The following is a 14,607-nucleotide window of genomic DNA, read 5'->3' as shown; positions in this document are numbered from 1 at the left end:
GCGGATGAAAACGGCCTTGTATTTTTTCGCGGCCAGCTTTACGCAGACTATTCCGTTAAAAACAAAATTTGTCTGAGCGACAGCGAGTTTATTTTGTTTAGGAATAGACAAGTAAAGGTAGCGAAAAAATACTAAGCCTTGATTTTTTTGCTTCGTTTTTTCATCAAGGAAAAAATGAAGAGATATTTTCATTAGAAAATGACGAGATATTTTCATCAAGGAAAAAATGAAGAGATATTTTCATCAAGGAAAAAATGAAGAGAATCTTTTTGTCAAGAAAAAAGGGGAATAAATAAAATATTGATAAAATGGAACACACACGGATAAAAGAATTATTAAAGTCAGAAGAATTCGGCAAAGAAATCATTGTAAAAGGATGGGTACGTACTTTCCGTAACAATCAATTTATCGCTATTAATGACGGATCTTCTATCAACAATATCCAAGCCGTCGTAGATTTCGAACACACCGATGAGGCGCTACTGAAGCGCGTGACAACCGGTGCAGCAATACGGGTAAAAGGTCAGCTTGTGGAATCTTTAGGTAAAGGGCAGCGCGTAGAAATTAAAGTGAATGAACTAACCGTTTTAGGTGATTCAGATCCCGAAAAATATCCCCTACAGCCGAAAAAACACAGCCTAGAGTTTTTGCGCGAAATCGCACACTTACGTTTTCGCACAGGTACATTTAATGCGATATTCAAAGTGCGCAATGCCTTAGCATTTGCCGTCCATAAATTCTTTAACGAACGCGATTTTGTGTACATGCACACGCCTATCATTACCGGTTCTGATGCCGAGGGTGCTGGCGAGATGTTCCAAGTCACAACCTTAGATTTGAAGAATCCCCCAAAGAACGAAACAGGTGAGATTGATTATAAAGAGGACTTTTTTGGGAAACAGACAAATCTTACCGTATCGGGTCAATTAGAAGGCGAGCTGGCAGCTATGGCGCTCGGAAACATTTATACCTTTGGCCCCACTTTCCGGGCAGAAAACTCCAATACGACACGCCACTTAGCGGAGTTTTGGATGATTGAACCAGAGATGGCTTTCTATGAGCTCGAAGACAATATGGATCTCGCGGAGGATCTACTCAAATATGTTATCCAATATGCCTTAGCGACTTGTTCCGAAGAGATTGAGTTGTTAAAAAACCGCTCATTAGAAGAAGAAAAATCTAAACCACAAAACGAGCGGTCAGCGATGAATCTCGTTGAAAAGCTGAACTTCGTTATCGAGAACGACTTTGAACGCGTCACTTATACGGAAGCAATAGAAATCCTAAAGCGTAGTAAGCCCAATCAGAAAAAACAGTTTAAATATCTCATCGATGACTGGGGAGCAGATCTACAGTCGGAGCACGAACGCTATCTCGTAGAAAAACACTATAAAAAACCGGTGATTCTAACGGATTATCCACGCGAGATCAAGTCATTTTACATGAAACAGAACGCGCCAGACGAACAGGGTCGCCATACCGTACGTGCGATGGACATTCTATTTCCGGGCATCGGCGAGATGGTTGGCGGTTCGCAACGGGAAGAAAATTTGGAAAAATTGTTGACCCGCATGGCGGAGGTCGGCATTCCAGAGGAAGAAATGGACTGGTTTTTAGACACCCGTCGATTCGGGTCCGCCCCACACTCCGGTTTCGGGGTAGGTTTCGAACGTTTGGTCTTGTTTGTAACCGGGATGACCAATATCCGGGACGTTATTCCATTTCCAAGGACACCGAAAAACGCTGAGTTTTAGTAAACGAAACAAACCGCCGAACTTTTTCAACTTTCGGCGGTTTTACTTTTAATACTTTATTTATTTAAGATGCTTTTAAGAATACACGAAGAAAACCCAAATGCTAGATTTATCGAACAAGCGGTAGATATCCTAAAAAAAGGAGGTGTTATCATCTACCCTACCGATACCGTATATGGGATAGGCTGTGATATCACCAATCAGAAAGCCATCGAACGTGTATGTAAAATCAGAGGACTTAAACCAGAAAAATCTAACCTATCTTTTATTTGTTACGATTTAACCGACATCGCGCAATACACCAAGCCTTTTGATACAGCTGTGTTTCGTATATTGAAAAAAGCGCTACCGGGTCCATTCACCTTTATATTTAATGCCAGCAGCCAAGTACCGAAACTATTGAGCACAAAAAAGAAAACGGTGGGTATACGTGTCCCCGACAATAATATTGTACGAGAAATCGTCAAAGAGCTTGGCAATCCCATTGTGACTTCTTCCATACGGGATGAAGACGACATTATCGAATATTCTACCGATCCCGAACTGATTTATGAAAAATATCAAGACTTGGTAGACCTGGTCATTGATGGCGGATATGGCGATAACGTCGCGTCTACCGTCGTGGATCTTACTTCCGGAGAGTTTGACGTGATACGGGAAGGAAAAGGCGATCTCGAAGCCTTTTTATAGGATAACGAATTCTTCTACGATCACGTGTCCTACGTATTCATTCACCCGACCGATAATCTGACGGCGCATCATCGCGAGTTCATTCTTGATCACAGCAGACTCTACCTTGACAAATAATTTTTTATCGTGAATATAAATTCGCTGTGTACGATTGGCAATAGCTTTTCCTATAATATCGGGCCATGCTTTGACGATAGAAGACTCATCGTATTTAGCGCGTAAACGATAGGTTTCAATCCATTTTTCAACAACCTCCTTAATCCCAACATCATCTCTGGTCGGAATTTCATCTAATTTCTTCTTATACATGTATTGATCCCCCTTTTACCTCAAAAATACGAATTGGTTGTGCTATTTCATCAAAAATTTCTTTTATTCTCGCCGCATCTGTATCCGTAATAAAAATTTGCCCAAATTCGTCATCTGAAACGAGCTGCATCAGCTTTCTGGTTCTATACACATCCAACTTATCAAAGATATCATCCAATAAGAGCAAAGGCTTATATTTCTTTTTATTTCGGAGAAAGCTATATTGTGCCAATTTGAGCGCGATGAGAAATGATTTTTGTTGGCCTTGTGAACCGAATTTTTTAAGTGCCATACCATCATGGATGGCAAACAATAGGTCGTCTTTATGAATCCCCTGTGAAGTACGTTCCAATAGTCGGTCCTTCTCTAAGTTATCCAGTAGTAACCTTTCGAAATCTTTCCCCATTAAAGGTGACTCGTACATCAACGAAACCTCCTCCGCTCCATCGGTTAAAAAAGCGTAGTATCGCGTAAATTCGGGCAAGAATTCCTCCATAAACAGCTTCCTCCTTTCGAAGATCTGTTCCCCTACCTCAACCAACTGCAAATTTAAAATGTCTAACAGACCTAAATCCAATACGCCCTTTTCCTTCACCTGCTTCAACAGCGTATTTCGTTGCAAAAGAATTTTGTTGTATTGAATAAGAATGTCCAGATAATGATTATCCGTTTGAGAAATAACGTTGTCCATGAACTTACGACGTTCTTCGCTCCCTTCCGTCACAATAACCGTATCATTCGGAGAAATCATGACCAACGGAAACAAACCAATATGATCGGCTAAACGTTGATAGTCCTTTTTATTTTTTTTAAACTGCTTTTTTTGATTTTTCTTCAGACTGCACGAGATAACATCAGGTATCTGGTCGCGTTCAAATTCTCCCTGCACAATAAACCAGTCAAACCCTTTCTTGATATGCTGGGAATCTATTGGGTTAAAATAAGATTTACATAAAGCGAGGTAATGGATGGCATCCAGCAGATTGGTCTTTCCCGCCCCATTTGCGCCGGCAAATGCATTTATCTGCGGCAGAAATTCCAAAGAAGATTCTGTATAATTCTTAAAATTGAAAACAGAAAGTTGTTTCAACCACATGCCGTAAATCTCAACGATTATTTCACTTCTTCGAAGTCGATAAACTCACCGGCAGTCTCTGTTCCCTTCTTTGGTTTAGACTCATCCTGTGGCACATAATCTACCCGAACTTCCCCTTCTGTCTTGGGAGGCGTTTGTTGCTTAAATTGATCAAAAGGACCACCTCCAGTAGTATAATAATATGCCCGCCGTCCTCCTGCTGACTGTTGCTGTTGTTGGGCCTTATGCATGAGACGCTCTGTCATTTTGCGCAAAGCAAAAGGCATCAGCAGACGAAATAGATATTTTAATCCATAAAAGACAAGCAAAAATATCGCAAGTATTTTAAGTAATTCCATGTATTTTTTCTACGTTTTTATCAAATTTAGCAATTTTATTCTTTTCTCACCGTCAACAGAATGTCAGCATCAGCGATCTTAACAAAATTTAAGCATTCAATTTCCGCTTCGCTTCCATCACCGCCCGGGCCAATTCCTCCGCCCGATGTGAACCGATGATATACACCAATCCTTCTTTGTCGGTTAGCCACACCGCATCTTTACCGCCCGAATAAAAACGAATTTTCCCTCCTTTATGCAAGTTATAAACCGGGTTGTTGACGACAAAAGAACTATAGGGTCTTAATTCTACCTTAGCAATATTATACAGGTCGATTTTAACCAACTTGGATGACCAAAGCCCACTTAATATCAAAAACTTACCCTCTACGGTGGTTTTATAATGAACCATGTAAATCATGATAACCGAAACAATGATCACCCCTGTGCCAACGATAAAAAAGAGCTGCCGAGACGGCAAATTCTCTAGGTTCAAATAATAAGCTATGAAACAAAATAAAGCCAAAATCATCCGCACGCTAATCCAGGTAGCATCGCGTCCCAAATATTGCTTTTCTAGAAAAAGATAGTTCCCACTCATTGCTTTTATTTACAAACTAAAGTAACGACTTTTTTTGTACTTTCCGTCATACGGTATCGATTATCTGCCCGATACCCTACAATCCAAATAATATCCCCATTCCCGTTCACTAAAATTGGAATCCGTTTTTTATCATATCGTCCTATCTTCCTTTGCACAAAGTAGTCACTTAATTTTTTTCGCTTTCCCCCCATCCCTATCGGGCAAAAATAATCACCCACTTCCCAAAAACGCATCAGCAACGGAAATTGCAATTTCCCTATATCCACCTGTAACACATTTTCCGCGCGACAGAGCGTCACAGCATCCGTCACTGTCATTTCAAACTGATTGTCTGCAAAAGAAAAACACCGCGTGCCCGTCGATATTTCCAGACGAGCAGACATTGCAGGATTTTCCTCTTTCCTCTTCAGCAAAAGATCGTCTCGATCCAACCATAGTTCATATCCGGGCGAATGGAAAACTTTCCCGGGTTCACTTTCCCAATGGGCTTGCAGATCAGCCAAAATATTCTTCGCAAAGCCATAAGGCTTGAACAGCTCAAATAATATCGGTAGGCGAGAAATATAAGATTCCATTTTAGACCGCCTCACCCGAATCAAATCACCCTCCCTTATAAAAAGCTCTTCGCGAATAGGTAAAATGAAAGACTGCAGTAATTCGTAGGTTTCTTGAAAATGCACGATGTTTGCCGCCATAACCTGATCGAATTCTGGATTAATCTCTCGAAACCTAGGCATAATTTCCAAGCGCACTTTGTTTCGTGCATATTTCGTAGAAAAATTTGATTGGTCGTCGCGGAAAGGAATATTTAATTGCTGTACGGAACGCGTTACCTCTGCAGACGATAAAAACAATAGCGGCCTAATAACCCTATCCCGTTTCGGTAAAATACCTTGCAAACCCTGCAAGCCTGTTCCTCTTGTCAGATTCAGCAAAACCGTTTCAATATGGTCATCCTGATGCTGTGCAATTGCGACCCATTGTGCCCCCTGCTGGACACGAAGCTCTTCAAACCAGGCGTAACGCAACTCCCGCGCTGCCATCTGTGTGGACAGACCATATTGCTGCGCGTAATGGGTCGTTTGGAAATGCTGCACAAAAAAAGGCACCCCGTGTTGTAGGGCGAATGCTTTTACCAGTTCCTCATCCAAATCAGCATCACCCTCCCGTAAATGGAAGTTACAATGTGCCAAAAAACACGCATAGCCGCTAACCAAAAAAAGGTGCGCCATCAACATCGAATCCCGACCACCACTAACGGCCAGCAACAGCTTATCATCCTTCTGTATACCCAGGGTTTCTTTTACATAGCATTGAAAGCGACTGACCAAATCCATAGATCAAAGTTAATAGATGTTTTTCTTATACAACTTTTTTTAGAAAAAAGTTGTGCAAAAAAGCGTCGCTTCAGATATTTGAGAAAAAGAGATCGTGCTAAGGATGGGTGTCTACAGACCTCAAATATCTGGATGCGACCTAAAAAGTTAAAGAAGGGTTCATGCAATTGTATTATCCCATTCTTAAATGCTAATGCTGCATCCGAACTATTCTCGATGCTGGGTTTTATAACTGTACAAACTCATCCTTAGTACTATCCCAAATATAAAACATTCGAAGCGGCGAGGTTTATGGACAAGTGCTCATTTTGGTGTCCATGAGCTCACTTTGTTCGGTTTTGCTTCTTTTTCACGGGAAACCACGAAGTGCTCATCCATACAACTATAAATAGACACTCATGGATAAAAGAAGATAAATAGCTATTTTTGCCTTTGTGAAATACTGTATTATACTTGTTTTTAGCCTACTTGGGTTCACTTCCTTGTTCGCCCAGGAAGAGCTACGTCTTATATCGTCGAGATATAGTACCATTATCGATCAACAGGGATTTAGCAGTATTCAACCTGTTTATGCGCACAAAGGGAATACCTTGTCGGCAGACAGTGGTATTATCTATGAGGACGAGGTTGGTCGACAATTCTTCGAAGCCTTTGGGAATGTCGTGATTACGCAACCCTCAGGAACGATTATTTATGCAGACCGGCTTCATTATGACGCCGCTCCCCAAATCGCGACATTAACCAATAATGTCCGTATGGTAGACAATAATTCGGTCTTAACAACAAATCATCTTATTTATAAGATGCGTGACAAAATCGGCAACTACACGGGTGGAGGCAGGATTATCTCCAAGGCGGATACGATTACCTCCCGCAATGCCTATTATTTTGAGAGCACCCAAGATGCTTATTTTCGCAATCAAGTAGTGGTGCGTACACCTGATGTAAAAATCTACACCGATACCATGCGTTATAACTCGACCCAACGCATGACGTATTTCTTCGGGCCGACGAATATCAAAGGGAATAGCGGTGAGAATCTTTATACCGAGAAAGGCAATTATAACACCGAAACGGGGGTTGCCAACTTTTCGAAAAACAATCTTTACACGGAAGGCACCCGTTTTCTAAAGGGTGACAGTCTTTATTACGATAGGGCGACCGGTCTCGGAAAAGCTTATCGAAATGTCGTATTTGTCGACACTTTGGATAAATTTTATGCTTACGGCGGATATGGCCTCTATAATCAAGCGGATGAATCCATCACCATGACAGACAAACCGCTTATTACCATGGTAGTAGAAAACGACTCCACTTCCACCCCTCCAGATAGCGTGATGGTTGCTCCAACAGATTCCGTAGACACCGAACAAGAAATAGCTGCGCCACCCGACGAGCGGCAGTTAGAGGAAGAGCATCTCAAAGAAGAAACACTCCCACAAGAGGAGAGCAATACCACGGCCGATAGCGAGCTATTAACCGCTACGGACTCCACGCAAACGGCTTTCCCGCGGGATACCGCAAACGTAGATTCGGTTTATATGACGGCCGACACGCTCTATTCTCGGATGATTATGTTGCGCGACTATCAGGCCTTGGATCTTAAGCTGAACCGAGACGGCGGAGAAATAGAAGTATACGACGATGTCGACTACGGAGACGATGAAGAAGAATACGGATCCGACGACCCAGATCTTGACACGGAAGAAACACTGATTGCAGCAGCCGACTCGATTAACGACCGCAGCAATGATGTCTCTATAGACACTTTAATGGAGGATATAAAACTGGACAGTATCCCGATAGACAGCGTCCATACCCCTCCCCTTGAAACCACCAGCGAGCAAGACCCTATCGTGAGCCCAACCCCAGCAAAAAAGGTGAGTCCGCTTGCTTCGCCAAAAAAAACAGCGGCTATTAATGAACCCGCTCGGACAGATATTACGCGAAGCATGCGACAAGATTCTATCTTGCGACAAGAGGCCGTGATCCCGGTTGCAACAACCGCAGACAGCTTGATCAATAAAGCGATTACCGTTGCGCAAACGCCGGATACCACCTTCAAGGACACCACAAACCAAGCCTATCTAGACACCGCGCGCACGCGTATTGTAAAAGCCTATTATAATGTTCGATTATTTAAATCTGATTTGCAGGCTGTCGCCGATTCCGTTTATTACGGGATGGCCGATTCGATGTTTCGATTTATGGGCCGACCTATGATTTGGGCCGAAGGATCTCAGATATCCTCGGATACGATTTATATGCAAATCCAAAACCAGCGGTTAGATAACGCCTTATTGGTTAACAACGCCTTTATGGTCAATGCCGTATTGGATACCGTCAAGTTCAACCAACTTAAAGGACGAAAGATCACCGCATTTTTCGCAAACAATTCGATCGATCGGCTCTACGTAGATGGGAATGCGGAAAATTTGACCTTTGCTACCAACGACAAGACGAAGCGAATCACGGAAATGTTCCACGATCGCGGCGCCCGTATCAAAATTAAAATGGATGGCAATAAAATTATTGATTACATCACGATTCGAAAAGTCGACCAAAAGCTTTACCCATTCAGCCAAGTAACACAAGAAAACGAAGTCTTACCCGGATTCGTCTGGCGGCCCCAAGACCGACCCAAATCGAAAGAGGATATGATGAATCGGAAACGAGAAGTCGAAAAACCGGCAGCTCCTACGGAAAGTGCTGCCGACGAAAGTTCTACTGAAATTACCGATGATATCGTAGAAGACTTCGAAGAAACCGTCAGTCCAGCGGAAAAAGAAGAAACGTCAGTCCTAGAAGAAGAGGATGCTCCTATAACCAACGGAGAAGCAGAAGAGATATCTAGCGCGCCATAATACATGTAATTCATCTATACCACAAGTAAAACTTTTCCGGTTATGATTTTTTCCTAAAACTGTCGAAATCATGCGGATTTGATGAATTTAATAAATCGTCATAATTATCTAAGGCTGATTTTAAAGCCTTATTTGGAGCAGGAGGATTCAGTAAAGTTTCTACAAAGAGACCCTTATCGTCCATTGACTTAAGAAGTTTAGTTTCTTCTTCTATGATTCTCTTAGCTTCATTTTTAGCCAAAGAAACAATAAACTCAGAAACGGTCTTAAAACCACTTATTTCAGCAGCATATTTTATAAGGTCTTTGTTTTCCTTACTAATACGGATGTCAATACGATCATTTATTAATGTTGCCATGATAAAATGTATTCTACAATACAAGTGTACGTAAATATATCGTACACATAAAAATATTATAAATGTTGTTATGAATAGAATAAATTGGTGAAACCGCCCAATGCTTGTTGTTTAATGTTCATAACATTTTGCTTTTAGCAGCAGGGCCCATTCCCTCGCTGTGAAACAAAGGTGTCCCGAGTCCGAAAATTTTGACGGAAAATGAGGACAGATGAGGACATTTGAGGACTAATGAGCCCTAATGAGGACAATGATGTCCTCATTCTCCCGGACGGATGCGTCACTTTGCCGGACGGAAGTATGACTTCGCCGAATGGAAAAGTGAGCTGGATGGACAGAAGTTCGACAGGGTTGCCCATCCGTGAGACTTGGACGAACGGAAATTTGCAGCGGACGGACAACCAAAGGGTACGGAAGGACATCTGTTTAAGACGGGTGTACACCCGTGTCATTTTCCATGGCCGGAGCATGGGCGAAAACAACGGATAAACGAGCCAGATGGGCAGCTATTTGATCGGCATGCCCATCCGTGAGGCTTGGAAGGACGGAAGTGTGACCCGGATGGACGGAAGTGCGTCCTGGTTGGCCATCCCGATGACTTTGTAGGGCGGAAGAATGCCTGGGAAGGGCAACGAAATTGTTAGGATGTCCGGCGAAATCGTACGGAAGGACGGCAAAACGAAGGGGAAACACCCCAATATGGATATTTCCCCTTACCCTAAAACAACGAACAAGGTCGCCGTTTTATCATCGTTTACCTTTACGAATACTCTCTTTCATCGCACGACCAAGATCTGCTTCTGAAAAGAAATGTCGTTTGCCAAATATTCTGGGAACTAAGATCCCCTGTTCAATCCATCGCGTATAGGTGCATTTCGCGATGTTCAACAAACTCATCACTTCCTTTCGCGATAATAGCCCTTCCAATTCGCTTACATTCGGCTTTTCATCACATTCAGCCGGTGTCCCGACATCAATATCCAACGCTTTCAAAATAGACAGCATCACTGCACACTGTACACATTTACCGTTTTTCATACCGTTAATTTATTTAAGTTATTATAATATGTTACTATCCACAAAAGCAAAGAAATCGGGAAACGCTTGGCGGTTGCCCTTCGGCAAGGTCAGGTTCTCCTGCCCACTGGAATTGCTACATTTGACTGGAGAGTTATAGGTATTGGTCACATAGTCCGTGGCCCCCGTACCCAGGTGGTTCTGTGCCGCGCTCTGGATCATACGCCCACGATCGTCGTAATAAGAACTAAGCTCAAGAAAAAATAGGGTAACACAGAAAGAGATACTGCTAGAAAAAGATAGATTGGCACCATAAAAAAGTCCCCTATTTTAATTTGCAATTCCAGTACGCAAAGTAACCTACCTTAAGGGAAGAATAAATTACTTTTTCTAAGCAAGCTAATCTGGATGGCGTTCGAATTTTATCATCTGACTTAAAAAGGAAGTATATCTATGGCTTATCACGCGAAATTAAATCCCCAAGTCAGCCCTGATTCGCTTTCAGAAACGCAGCAAGCTTCCCTACCGCAATAGCCCGATGGCTAATTTGATTTTTCTCGTCGGAAGTCATTTCGGCAAACGTTTTATCGTAGCCCTCTGGAATAAATATAGGATCGTAACCGAATCCTCCCGTGCCTCGACGTTCATGGATAATTTGCCCTTCGATAGCGCCTTCGAAGAAGTATTGTTGGTTGTTTAGAGAAAGTGAAATCACCGTACGGAACCGTGCTGTTCGGGCTACCTCCCCGCTCAACCTAGATAATACCAGATCAATATTCTTTTCCATATCACGTGAACCGGAGTAACGTGCCGAATAGACACCAGGCTCCTTATTGAGTGCATCGACTTCCAGCCCAGAATCGTCACCAAAACAATTTAGTCCGTAATGCGCCACAAGATAAGCGGTCTTTTGCTGCGCATTTTCTTCAAAGGTGACACCCGTTTCCGGAATATCGTCCGAACAGCCAATATCGGTCAACGACTTTATGGTAAATCTATCACCAATAATGGCTTGCACCTCTTCCAGCTTATGTGCATTGTTCGTTGCAAATACTAATTCCATGCGCTATGTTTTTGACGTATGCTAAATTTATGAGCCGATAAATGTTTTAAATTCATTCCAGAATAACCGCTTCTTTTGCACATCAGCAAACATTTCCTCGAAGCTAAACGTATGGAACACGGTGGCTACACGACCTTTCATATAGGAGTTATGCGCGATCTCTGGGAGCTTCAACGAAATAGGTTCTACGCCGAGTAAAGTAATCTTAGTAGGCTGAAAAAACTGCATGATTCGCTTAAAATCATTGGGGTTATGGGGATTGGCGAGGTTGACGACCGCTACATTTTCCTTCGTCAGCTGTAAAGCCCCTATCGTTTTCACAAACGCTTCTTCAGCCTGCGGCGAAAAATACGGGAAATCTGGATACCGCAGAATAAATAAAATCCCGGTAGATTTATCGCCTTGATAAATAAACTCCTCCGTTTCCATGGCGCTAGTGTCATCCGCCACTGGAGCCTGCGATGCTAGGCGTGTTTCCGTTTCTTTGGGAACAAAAAGGGTTTCGGACAAAAGTGCCTGAAGTGCGATGGGATTATTTGTAATTAGCTGACTCATATTTAAGCGAGTTACAGGCGGATAGGTATATTTCCTTCCCTATTCGCCTGTAACATATTAAGATGCTTAATGTCCTAAAACATAAGAGAAAATCAAAGGAGCAACGATAGTCGCGTCAGATTCCACCACAAACTTCGGTGTGTCTACATCCAACTTACCCCAGGTAATTTTTTCGTTTGGCACAGCGCCTGAATACGAACCATAGGAGGTCGTAGAATCAGAAATTTGGCAGAAATAAGACCAGAAAGGTACATCTGTCCACTCCAAATCCTGATACATCATCGGCACGACACAGATGGGGAAGTCTCCCGATATACCGCCGGCTATTTGAAAGAAGCCTACTCCTTTACCGTCGGAGTTCGCGCGGTACCATTCTGTAAGATAGATCATATATTCGATCCCAGACTTCACGGTGCTCGCTTTCAGGTTACCTTTAATAACATTCGATGCAAAGATATTTCCGGTCGTGGAATCTTCCCATCCCGGACAGACGATCGGCAGGTTTTTCTCTGCTGCAGCCACGATCCAAGAGTTTTTCGGATCAATTTCGTAATACTGCTCCAACACGCCCGAATTAACGACCTGATACAAAAACTCATGCGGTAAATAGCGTTCGCCTTTTTCTTCTGCCGCATGCCACACATCTTCTAGGTGTTTTTGTAGGCGACGAAAGGCTTCTTCTTCCGGAATACAAGTATCCGTTACGCGGTTATAGTGCTGATCTAGCAATTCCCGTTCTTGCTCCGGCGTCAAATCTCTATAATTTGGTACGCGTTTATAATGTGAATGAGCCACGAGATTCATAACATCCTCTTCCAGGTTGGCACCCGTACAAGAAATGATATGCACTTTATCCTGACGAATCATCTCTGCCAGCGAAATTCCCAACTCGGCCGTACTCATTGCACCGCCTAAAGAGATTAACATCTTTCCACCTTCCAACAGGTGTGTTTCATATCCCTTAGCCGCATCTACTAAAGCAGCCGCATTGAAATGCAAGTAATTTTTCTCCAGAAACTGAGAAATAGGACCTTTTTGTGTACTCATAGTTTCAAATTTTCTATTCTTAAACAAAGGTAAGGATTTTATAGGGATAGTCATGCCATCGGCAACGATCATTTCCGGCGGAGGAGGCGACTAAAAACGATTACAAAAAAGACCAAAATTAAGATCAGAATCGAAAGGATGATAATTTCTTGTGTTCCTATTATCCAAGTAAATATATACATATACAAAATTAGGATTTTCCGTAAAAATACCCAATAGTGGGTATTTCAAGTTTTATTATCCCGTTGTAAGTTTGCAAGGGTAAAGTTTGTTAATCTTTAAAGAAGGCTACTAATAATCTACGATTAAATATTATGAAGAAATTACTTTTAAAAACAAATTGGCTTGCGCTCTGCTTCTTGGCCTTCGCTGCCTGTGAAAAGGACAACCCCGACCGTTGTCCAAACCATACACGCGTCGTATGAAATTAGGGAAAATGATCTCGCGGGGGTGTGGATTATGAGATCTGCCAGAAGATGGGGATGGAGCTGGGGAGAGAATGAAGATGGTGTTCGCGAGCGAAAACCTTATGATGGCGTGGAAAATTCTAGCGGACTCTCGATTACTTTAAATGAAGATTATACCTGCATTGTTATCGATGAAGATGGAGCCCGTTCAGAGGGTATCTATTCGACCAATGGAAGTAAACTGATATTGATGAATACGGAATATACGTATTCTTTGACAGGGAACACGCTAAAAACCATGTTTCGTCAAGCAGATGCTTATGGCGAACATAATTCGGATACAACCTTTGAACGAATAAGATAAAATAACCATATATAATGACTAAACAATTATTTATTGCCATCCTTGTGGCATTGGCGCTGCCTCCGATAGAAGCGGTTGCCCAAACCCTGCCTTCTACAGAAGGCCAAAACATAGTCAAGTTTAACGTCCTCCCTCTTTTGGGCGGAAAATTCGCCTTTGAATATGAACGCCTATTGACCGACCGCATCAGCGTGGGGGCAGCACTCAGTCTGCGCCCCAAAAAGGGAATACCCTTCGGTTCTACGGTAAAAGATATCGTGGATGATGAGGAGTTGAACGATCTCATCGATAACTTCAAGAGCTCCAATTTCTCTATCACGCCGGAGGCACGTTTCTATGTTTCCAAACGAGGGCCATTTAGAGGTTTTTACGTCGCTCCTTATGTGAAATACGCCAGCTATAATGCCACACTTCCTTTCGATTTTGATGTCGATATAGATGATGCGAACACAGATATTTATAGCCGTACAGAAACCATCCCCCTAAATGGAAGTATACAGTCGTTTACCGCCGGACTGTCGTTGGGAACCCATTTCAAACTATCCAAAAACATCTACTTAGATTGGCGAATTATAGGGCCAGGGTACGGAAGTGCCAAAGGGAAAGTATCCGGAAAGATGGCACTCGATAGCGACGAACAGGCATCCTTACGCGAAAGTCTGGACGAACTAAAAGTAGATCTGGAAGACTTACCGGTAGGTATCAAGATCGAATCAGAAGTACGCCCTGATGGTGCAGATATTAACGTTTTACGCAGCCCTTGGGCAGGTATTCGAACGGGGTTATCTATCGGATACCGATTTTAACATCTCGATAAACAGAAAT

General features: G+C 42.6%; 17 protein-coding genes. 6 read left to right on the top strand and 11 right to left on the bottom strand.

What is annotated here, in order from left to right:
• Window positions 1–308 precede the first annotated feature (308 nt).
• Together asnS and LKO28_RS09385 are read left to right on the top strand one after the other, a co-directional pair.
• Window positions 309–1,754 (top strand): asparagine--tRNA ligase, encoded by a 1,446-nt coding sequence (asnS, locus tag LKO28_RS09390; RefSeq protein WP_227694544.1) that lies wholly within the window; start codon window positions 309–311, stop codon window positions 1,752–1,754.
• A gap of 69 nt (window positions 1,755–1,823) precedes the next feature.
• A complete protein-coding gene (locus LKO28_RS09385; RefSeq protein ID WP_227694543.1) occupies window positions 1,824–2,444 on the top strand; it encodes an L-threonylcarbamoyladenylate synthase in 621 nt (206 codons plus the stop codon).
• Here LKO28_RS09385 and LKO28_RS09380 read toward each other — a convergent pair.
• The 5 genes from LKO28_RS09380 to tilS form a co-directional block, all read right to left on the bottom strand.
• A complete protein-coding gene (locus tag LKO28_RS09380; RefSeq protein ID WP_227694542.1) occupies window positions 2,439–2,753 on the bottom strand; it encodes a DUF721 domain-containing protein in 315 nt (104 codons plus the stop codon). The genes LKO28_RS09385 and LKO28_RS09380 overlap by 6 nt on opposite strands.
• Entirely contained in the window at window positions 2,746–3,849 is a 1,104-nt protein-coding gene (gene recF / locus LKO28_RS09375; RefSeq protein ID WP_227694541.1) for a DNA replication/repair protein RecF, read from the bottom strand. The genes LKO28_RS09380 and recF overlap by 8 nt, the downstream gene beginning before the upstream one ends.
• A 17-nt stretch (window positions 3,850–3,866) precedes the next feature.
• The gene (locus LKO28_RS09370) at window positions 3,867–4,187 is read right to left on the bottom strand and encodes a DUF4834 family protein (RefSeq protein WP_227694540.1); all 321 of its coding nucleotides are present in this window, start codon (window positions 4,185–4,187) and stop codon (window positions 3,867–3,869) included.
• 88 nt (window positions 4,188–4,275) lie between these two features.
• Window positions 4,276–4,767, bottom strand: a complete 492-nt coding sequence (locus LKO28_RS09365) for a hypothetical protein (protein WP_227694539.1) — start codon at window positions 4,765–4,767, stop codon at window positions 4,276–4,278.
• 5 nt (window positions 4,768–4,772) lie between these two features.
• Window positions 4,773–6,107 carry a tRNA lysidine(34) synthetase TilS gene (tilS, locus tag LKO28_RS09360; protein WP_227694538.1) on the bottom strand — a complete coding sequence of 445 codons (1,335 nt, stop codon included), beginning with the start codon at window positions 6,105–6,107 and terminating at the stop codon, window positions 4,773–4,775.
• A gap of 434 nt (window positions 6,108–6,541) precedes the next feature.
• Here tilS and LKO28_RS09355 point away from each other — a divergent pair, with 434 nt between their 5' ends.
• Window positions 6,542–8,971: an OstA-like protein gene (locus LKO28_RS09355; protein ID WP_227694537.1), complete on the top strand. Its 2,430-nt coding sequence runs from the start codon at window positions 6,542–6,544 to the stop codon at window positions 8,969–8,971.
• 40 nt (window positions 8,972–9,011) lie between these two features.
• On the opposite strand, the gene LKO28_RS09350 is transcribed toward LKO28_RS09355, so the two are convergent.
• Window positions 9,012–9,329, bottom strand: a complete 318-nt coding sequence (locus LKO28_RS09350) for a DUF1778 domain-containing protein (RefSeq protein WP_227694536.1) — start codon at window positions 9,327–9,329, stop codon at window positions 9,012–9,014.
• Window positions 9,330–9,560: 231 nt separating this feature from the next.
• Here LKO28_RS09350 and LKO28_RS09345 point away from each other — a divergent pair, with 231 nt between their 5' ends.
• Complete coding sequence (locus LKO28_RS09345) at window positions 9,561–9,818, top strand: hypothetical protein (RefSeq protein WP_227694535.1); 258 nt, start codon at window positions 9,561–9,563, stop codon at window positions 9,816–9,818.
• A gap of 258 nt (window positions 9,819–10,076) precedes the next feature.
• On the opposite strand, the gene LKO28_RS09340 is transcribed toward LKO28_RS09345, so the two are convergent.
• The 5 genes from LKO28_RS09340 to LKO28_RS09320 form a co-directional block, all read right to left on the bottom strand.
• Window positions 10,077–10,367: a helix-turn-helix domain-containing protein gene (locus LKO28_RS09340; protein WP_227694534.1), complete on the bottom strand. Its 291-nt coding sequence runs from the start codon at window positions 10,365–10,367 to the stop codon at window positions 10,077–10,079.
• Window positions 10,368–10,388: 21 nt separating this feature from the next.
• Window positions 10,389–10,568 carry a hypothetical protein gene (locus LKO28_RS09335; RefSeq protein ID WP_227694533.1) on the bottom strand — a complete coding sequence of 60 codons (180 nt, stop codon included), beginning with the start codon at window positions 10,566–10,568 and terminating at the stop codon, window positions 10,389–10,391.
• Between the two features lie 262 nt (window positions 10,569–10,830).
• Complete coding sequence (locus LKO28_RS09330; protein WP_227694532.1) at window positions 10,831–11,409, bottom strand: non-canonical purine NTP diphosphatase; 579 nt, start codon at window positions 11,407–11,409, stop codon at window positions 10,831–10,833.
• Between the two features lie 27 nt (window positions 11,410–11,436).
• A complete protein-coding gene (locus tag LKO28_RS09325) occupies window positions 11,437–11,964 on the bottom strand; it encodes a hypothetical protein (protein WP_227694531.1) in 528 nt (175 codons plus the stop codon).
• A gap of 66 nt (window positions 11,965–12,030) precedes the next feature.
• A complete protein-coding gene (locus tag LKO28_RS09320) occupies window positions 12,031–13,011 on the bottom strand; it encodes a deoxyhypusine synthase family protein (protein ID WP_227694530.1) in 981 nt (326 codons plus the stop codon).
• Window positions 13,012–13,386: 375 nt separating this feature from the next.
• Here LKO28_RS09320 and LKO28_RS09315 point away from each other — a divergent pair, with 375 nt between their 5' ends.
• Window positions 13,387–13,782, top strand: coding sequence for a hypothetical protein (locus LKO28_RS09315; protein WP_227694529.1), 396 nt, complete (start codon window positions 13,387–13,389; stop codon window positions 13,780–13,782).
• Window positions 13,783–13,796: 14 nt separating this feature from the next.
• Window positions 13,797–14,588, top strand: a complete 792-nt coding sequence (locus LKO28_RS09310) for a DUF3575 domain-containing protein (protein WP_227694528.1) — start codon at window positions 13,797–13,799, stop codon at window positions 14,586–14,588.
• Window positions 14,589–14,607: the final 19 nt, after the last annotated feature.

Source organism: Sphingobacterium sp. FBM7-1, assembly GCF_020687765.1.
GTDB lineage: Bacteria > Bacteroidota > Bacteroidia > Sphingobacteriales > Sphingobacteriaceae > Sphingobacterium.
This window is presented reverse-complemented; position numbering and strand designations above follow the sequence as displayed.

What these genes read in the sequence shown, in the direction of transcription:
- asnS (WP_227694544.1), top strand. Translation starts at nt 309, where the DNA reads ATGGAACACACACGGATAAAAGAATTATTAAAGTCAGAAGAATTCGGC.
- LKO28_RS09385 (WP_227694543.1), top strand. Translation starts at nt 1,824, where the DNA reads ATGCTTTTAAGAATACACGAAGAAAACCCAAATGCTAGATTTATCGAA.
- LKO28_RS09380 (WP_227694542.1), bottom strand. Translation starts at nt 2,753, where the DNA reads ATGTATAAGAAGAAATTAGATGAAATTCCGACCAGAGATGATGTTGGG.
- recF (WP_227694541.1), bottom strand. Translation starts at nt 3,849, where the DNA reads ATGTGGTTGAAACAACTTTCTGTTTTCAATTTTAAGAATTATACAGAA.
- LKO28_RS09370 (WP_227694540.1), bottom strand. Translation starts at nt 4,187, where the DNA reads ATGGAATTACTTAAAATACTTGCGATATTTTTGCTTGTCTTTTATGGA.
- LKO28_RS09365 (WP_227694539.1), bottom strand. Translation starts at nt 4,767, where the DNA reads ATGAGTGGGAACTATCTTTTTCTAGAAAAGCAATATTTGGGACGCGAT.
- tilS (WP_227694538.1), bottom strand. Translation starts at nt 6,107, where the DNA reads ATGGATTTGGTCAGTCGCTTTCAATGCTATGTAAAAGAAACCCTGGGT.
- LKO28_RS09350 (WP_227694536.1), bottom strand. Translation starts at nt 9,329, where the DNA reads ATGGCAACATTAATAAATGATCGTATTGACATCCGTATTAGTAAGGAA.
- LKO28_RS09345 (WP_227694535.1), top strand. Translation starts at nt 9,561, where the DNA reads ATGAGCCCTAATGAGGACAATGATGTCCTCATTCTCCCGGACGGATGC.
- LKO28_RS09340 (WP_227694534.1), bottom strand. Translation starts at nt 10,367, where the DNA reads ATGAAAAACGGTAAATGTGTACAGTGTGCAGTGATGCTGTCTATTTTG.
- LKO28_RS09335 (WP_227694533.1), bottom strand. Translation starts at nt 10,568, where the DNA reads ATGATCCAGAGCGCGGCACAGAACCACCTGGGTACGGGGGCCACGGAC.
- LKO28_RS09330 (WP_227694532.1), bottom strand. Translation starts at nt 11,409, where the DNA reads ATGGAATTAGTATTTGCAACGAACAATGCACATAAGCTGGAAGAGGTG.
- LKO28_RS09325 (WP_227694531.1), bottom strand. Translation starts at nt 11,964, where the DNA reads ATGAGTCAGCTAATTACAAATAATCCCATCGCACTTCAGGCACTTTTG.
- LKO28_RS09320 (WP_227694530.1), bottom strand. Translation starts at nt 13,011, where the DNA reads ATGAGTACACAAAAAGGTCCTATTTCTCAGTTTCTGGAGAAAAATTAC.
- LKO28_RS09310 (WP_227694528.1), top strand. Translation starts at nt 13,797, where the DNA reads ATGACTAAACAATTATTTATTGCCATCCTTGTGGCATTGGCGCTGCCT.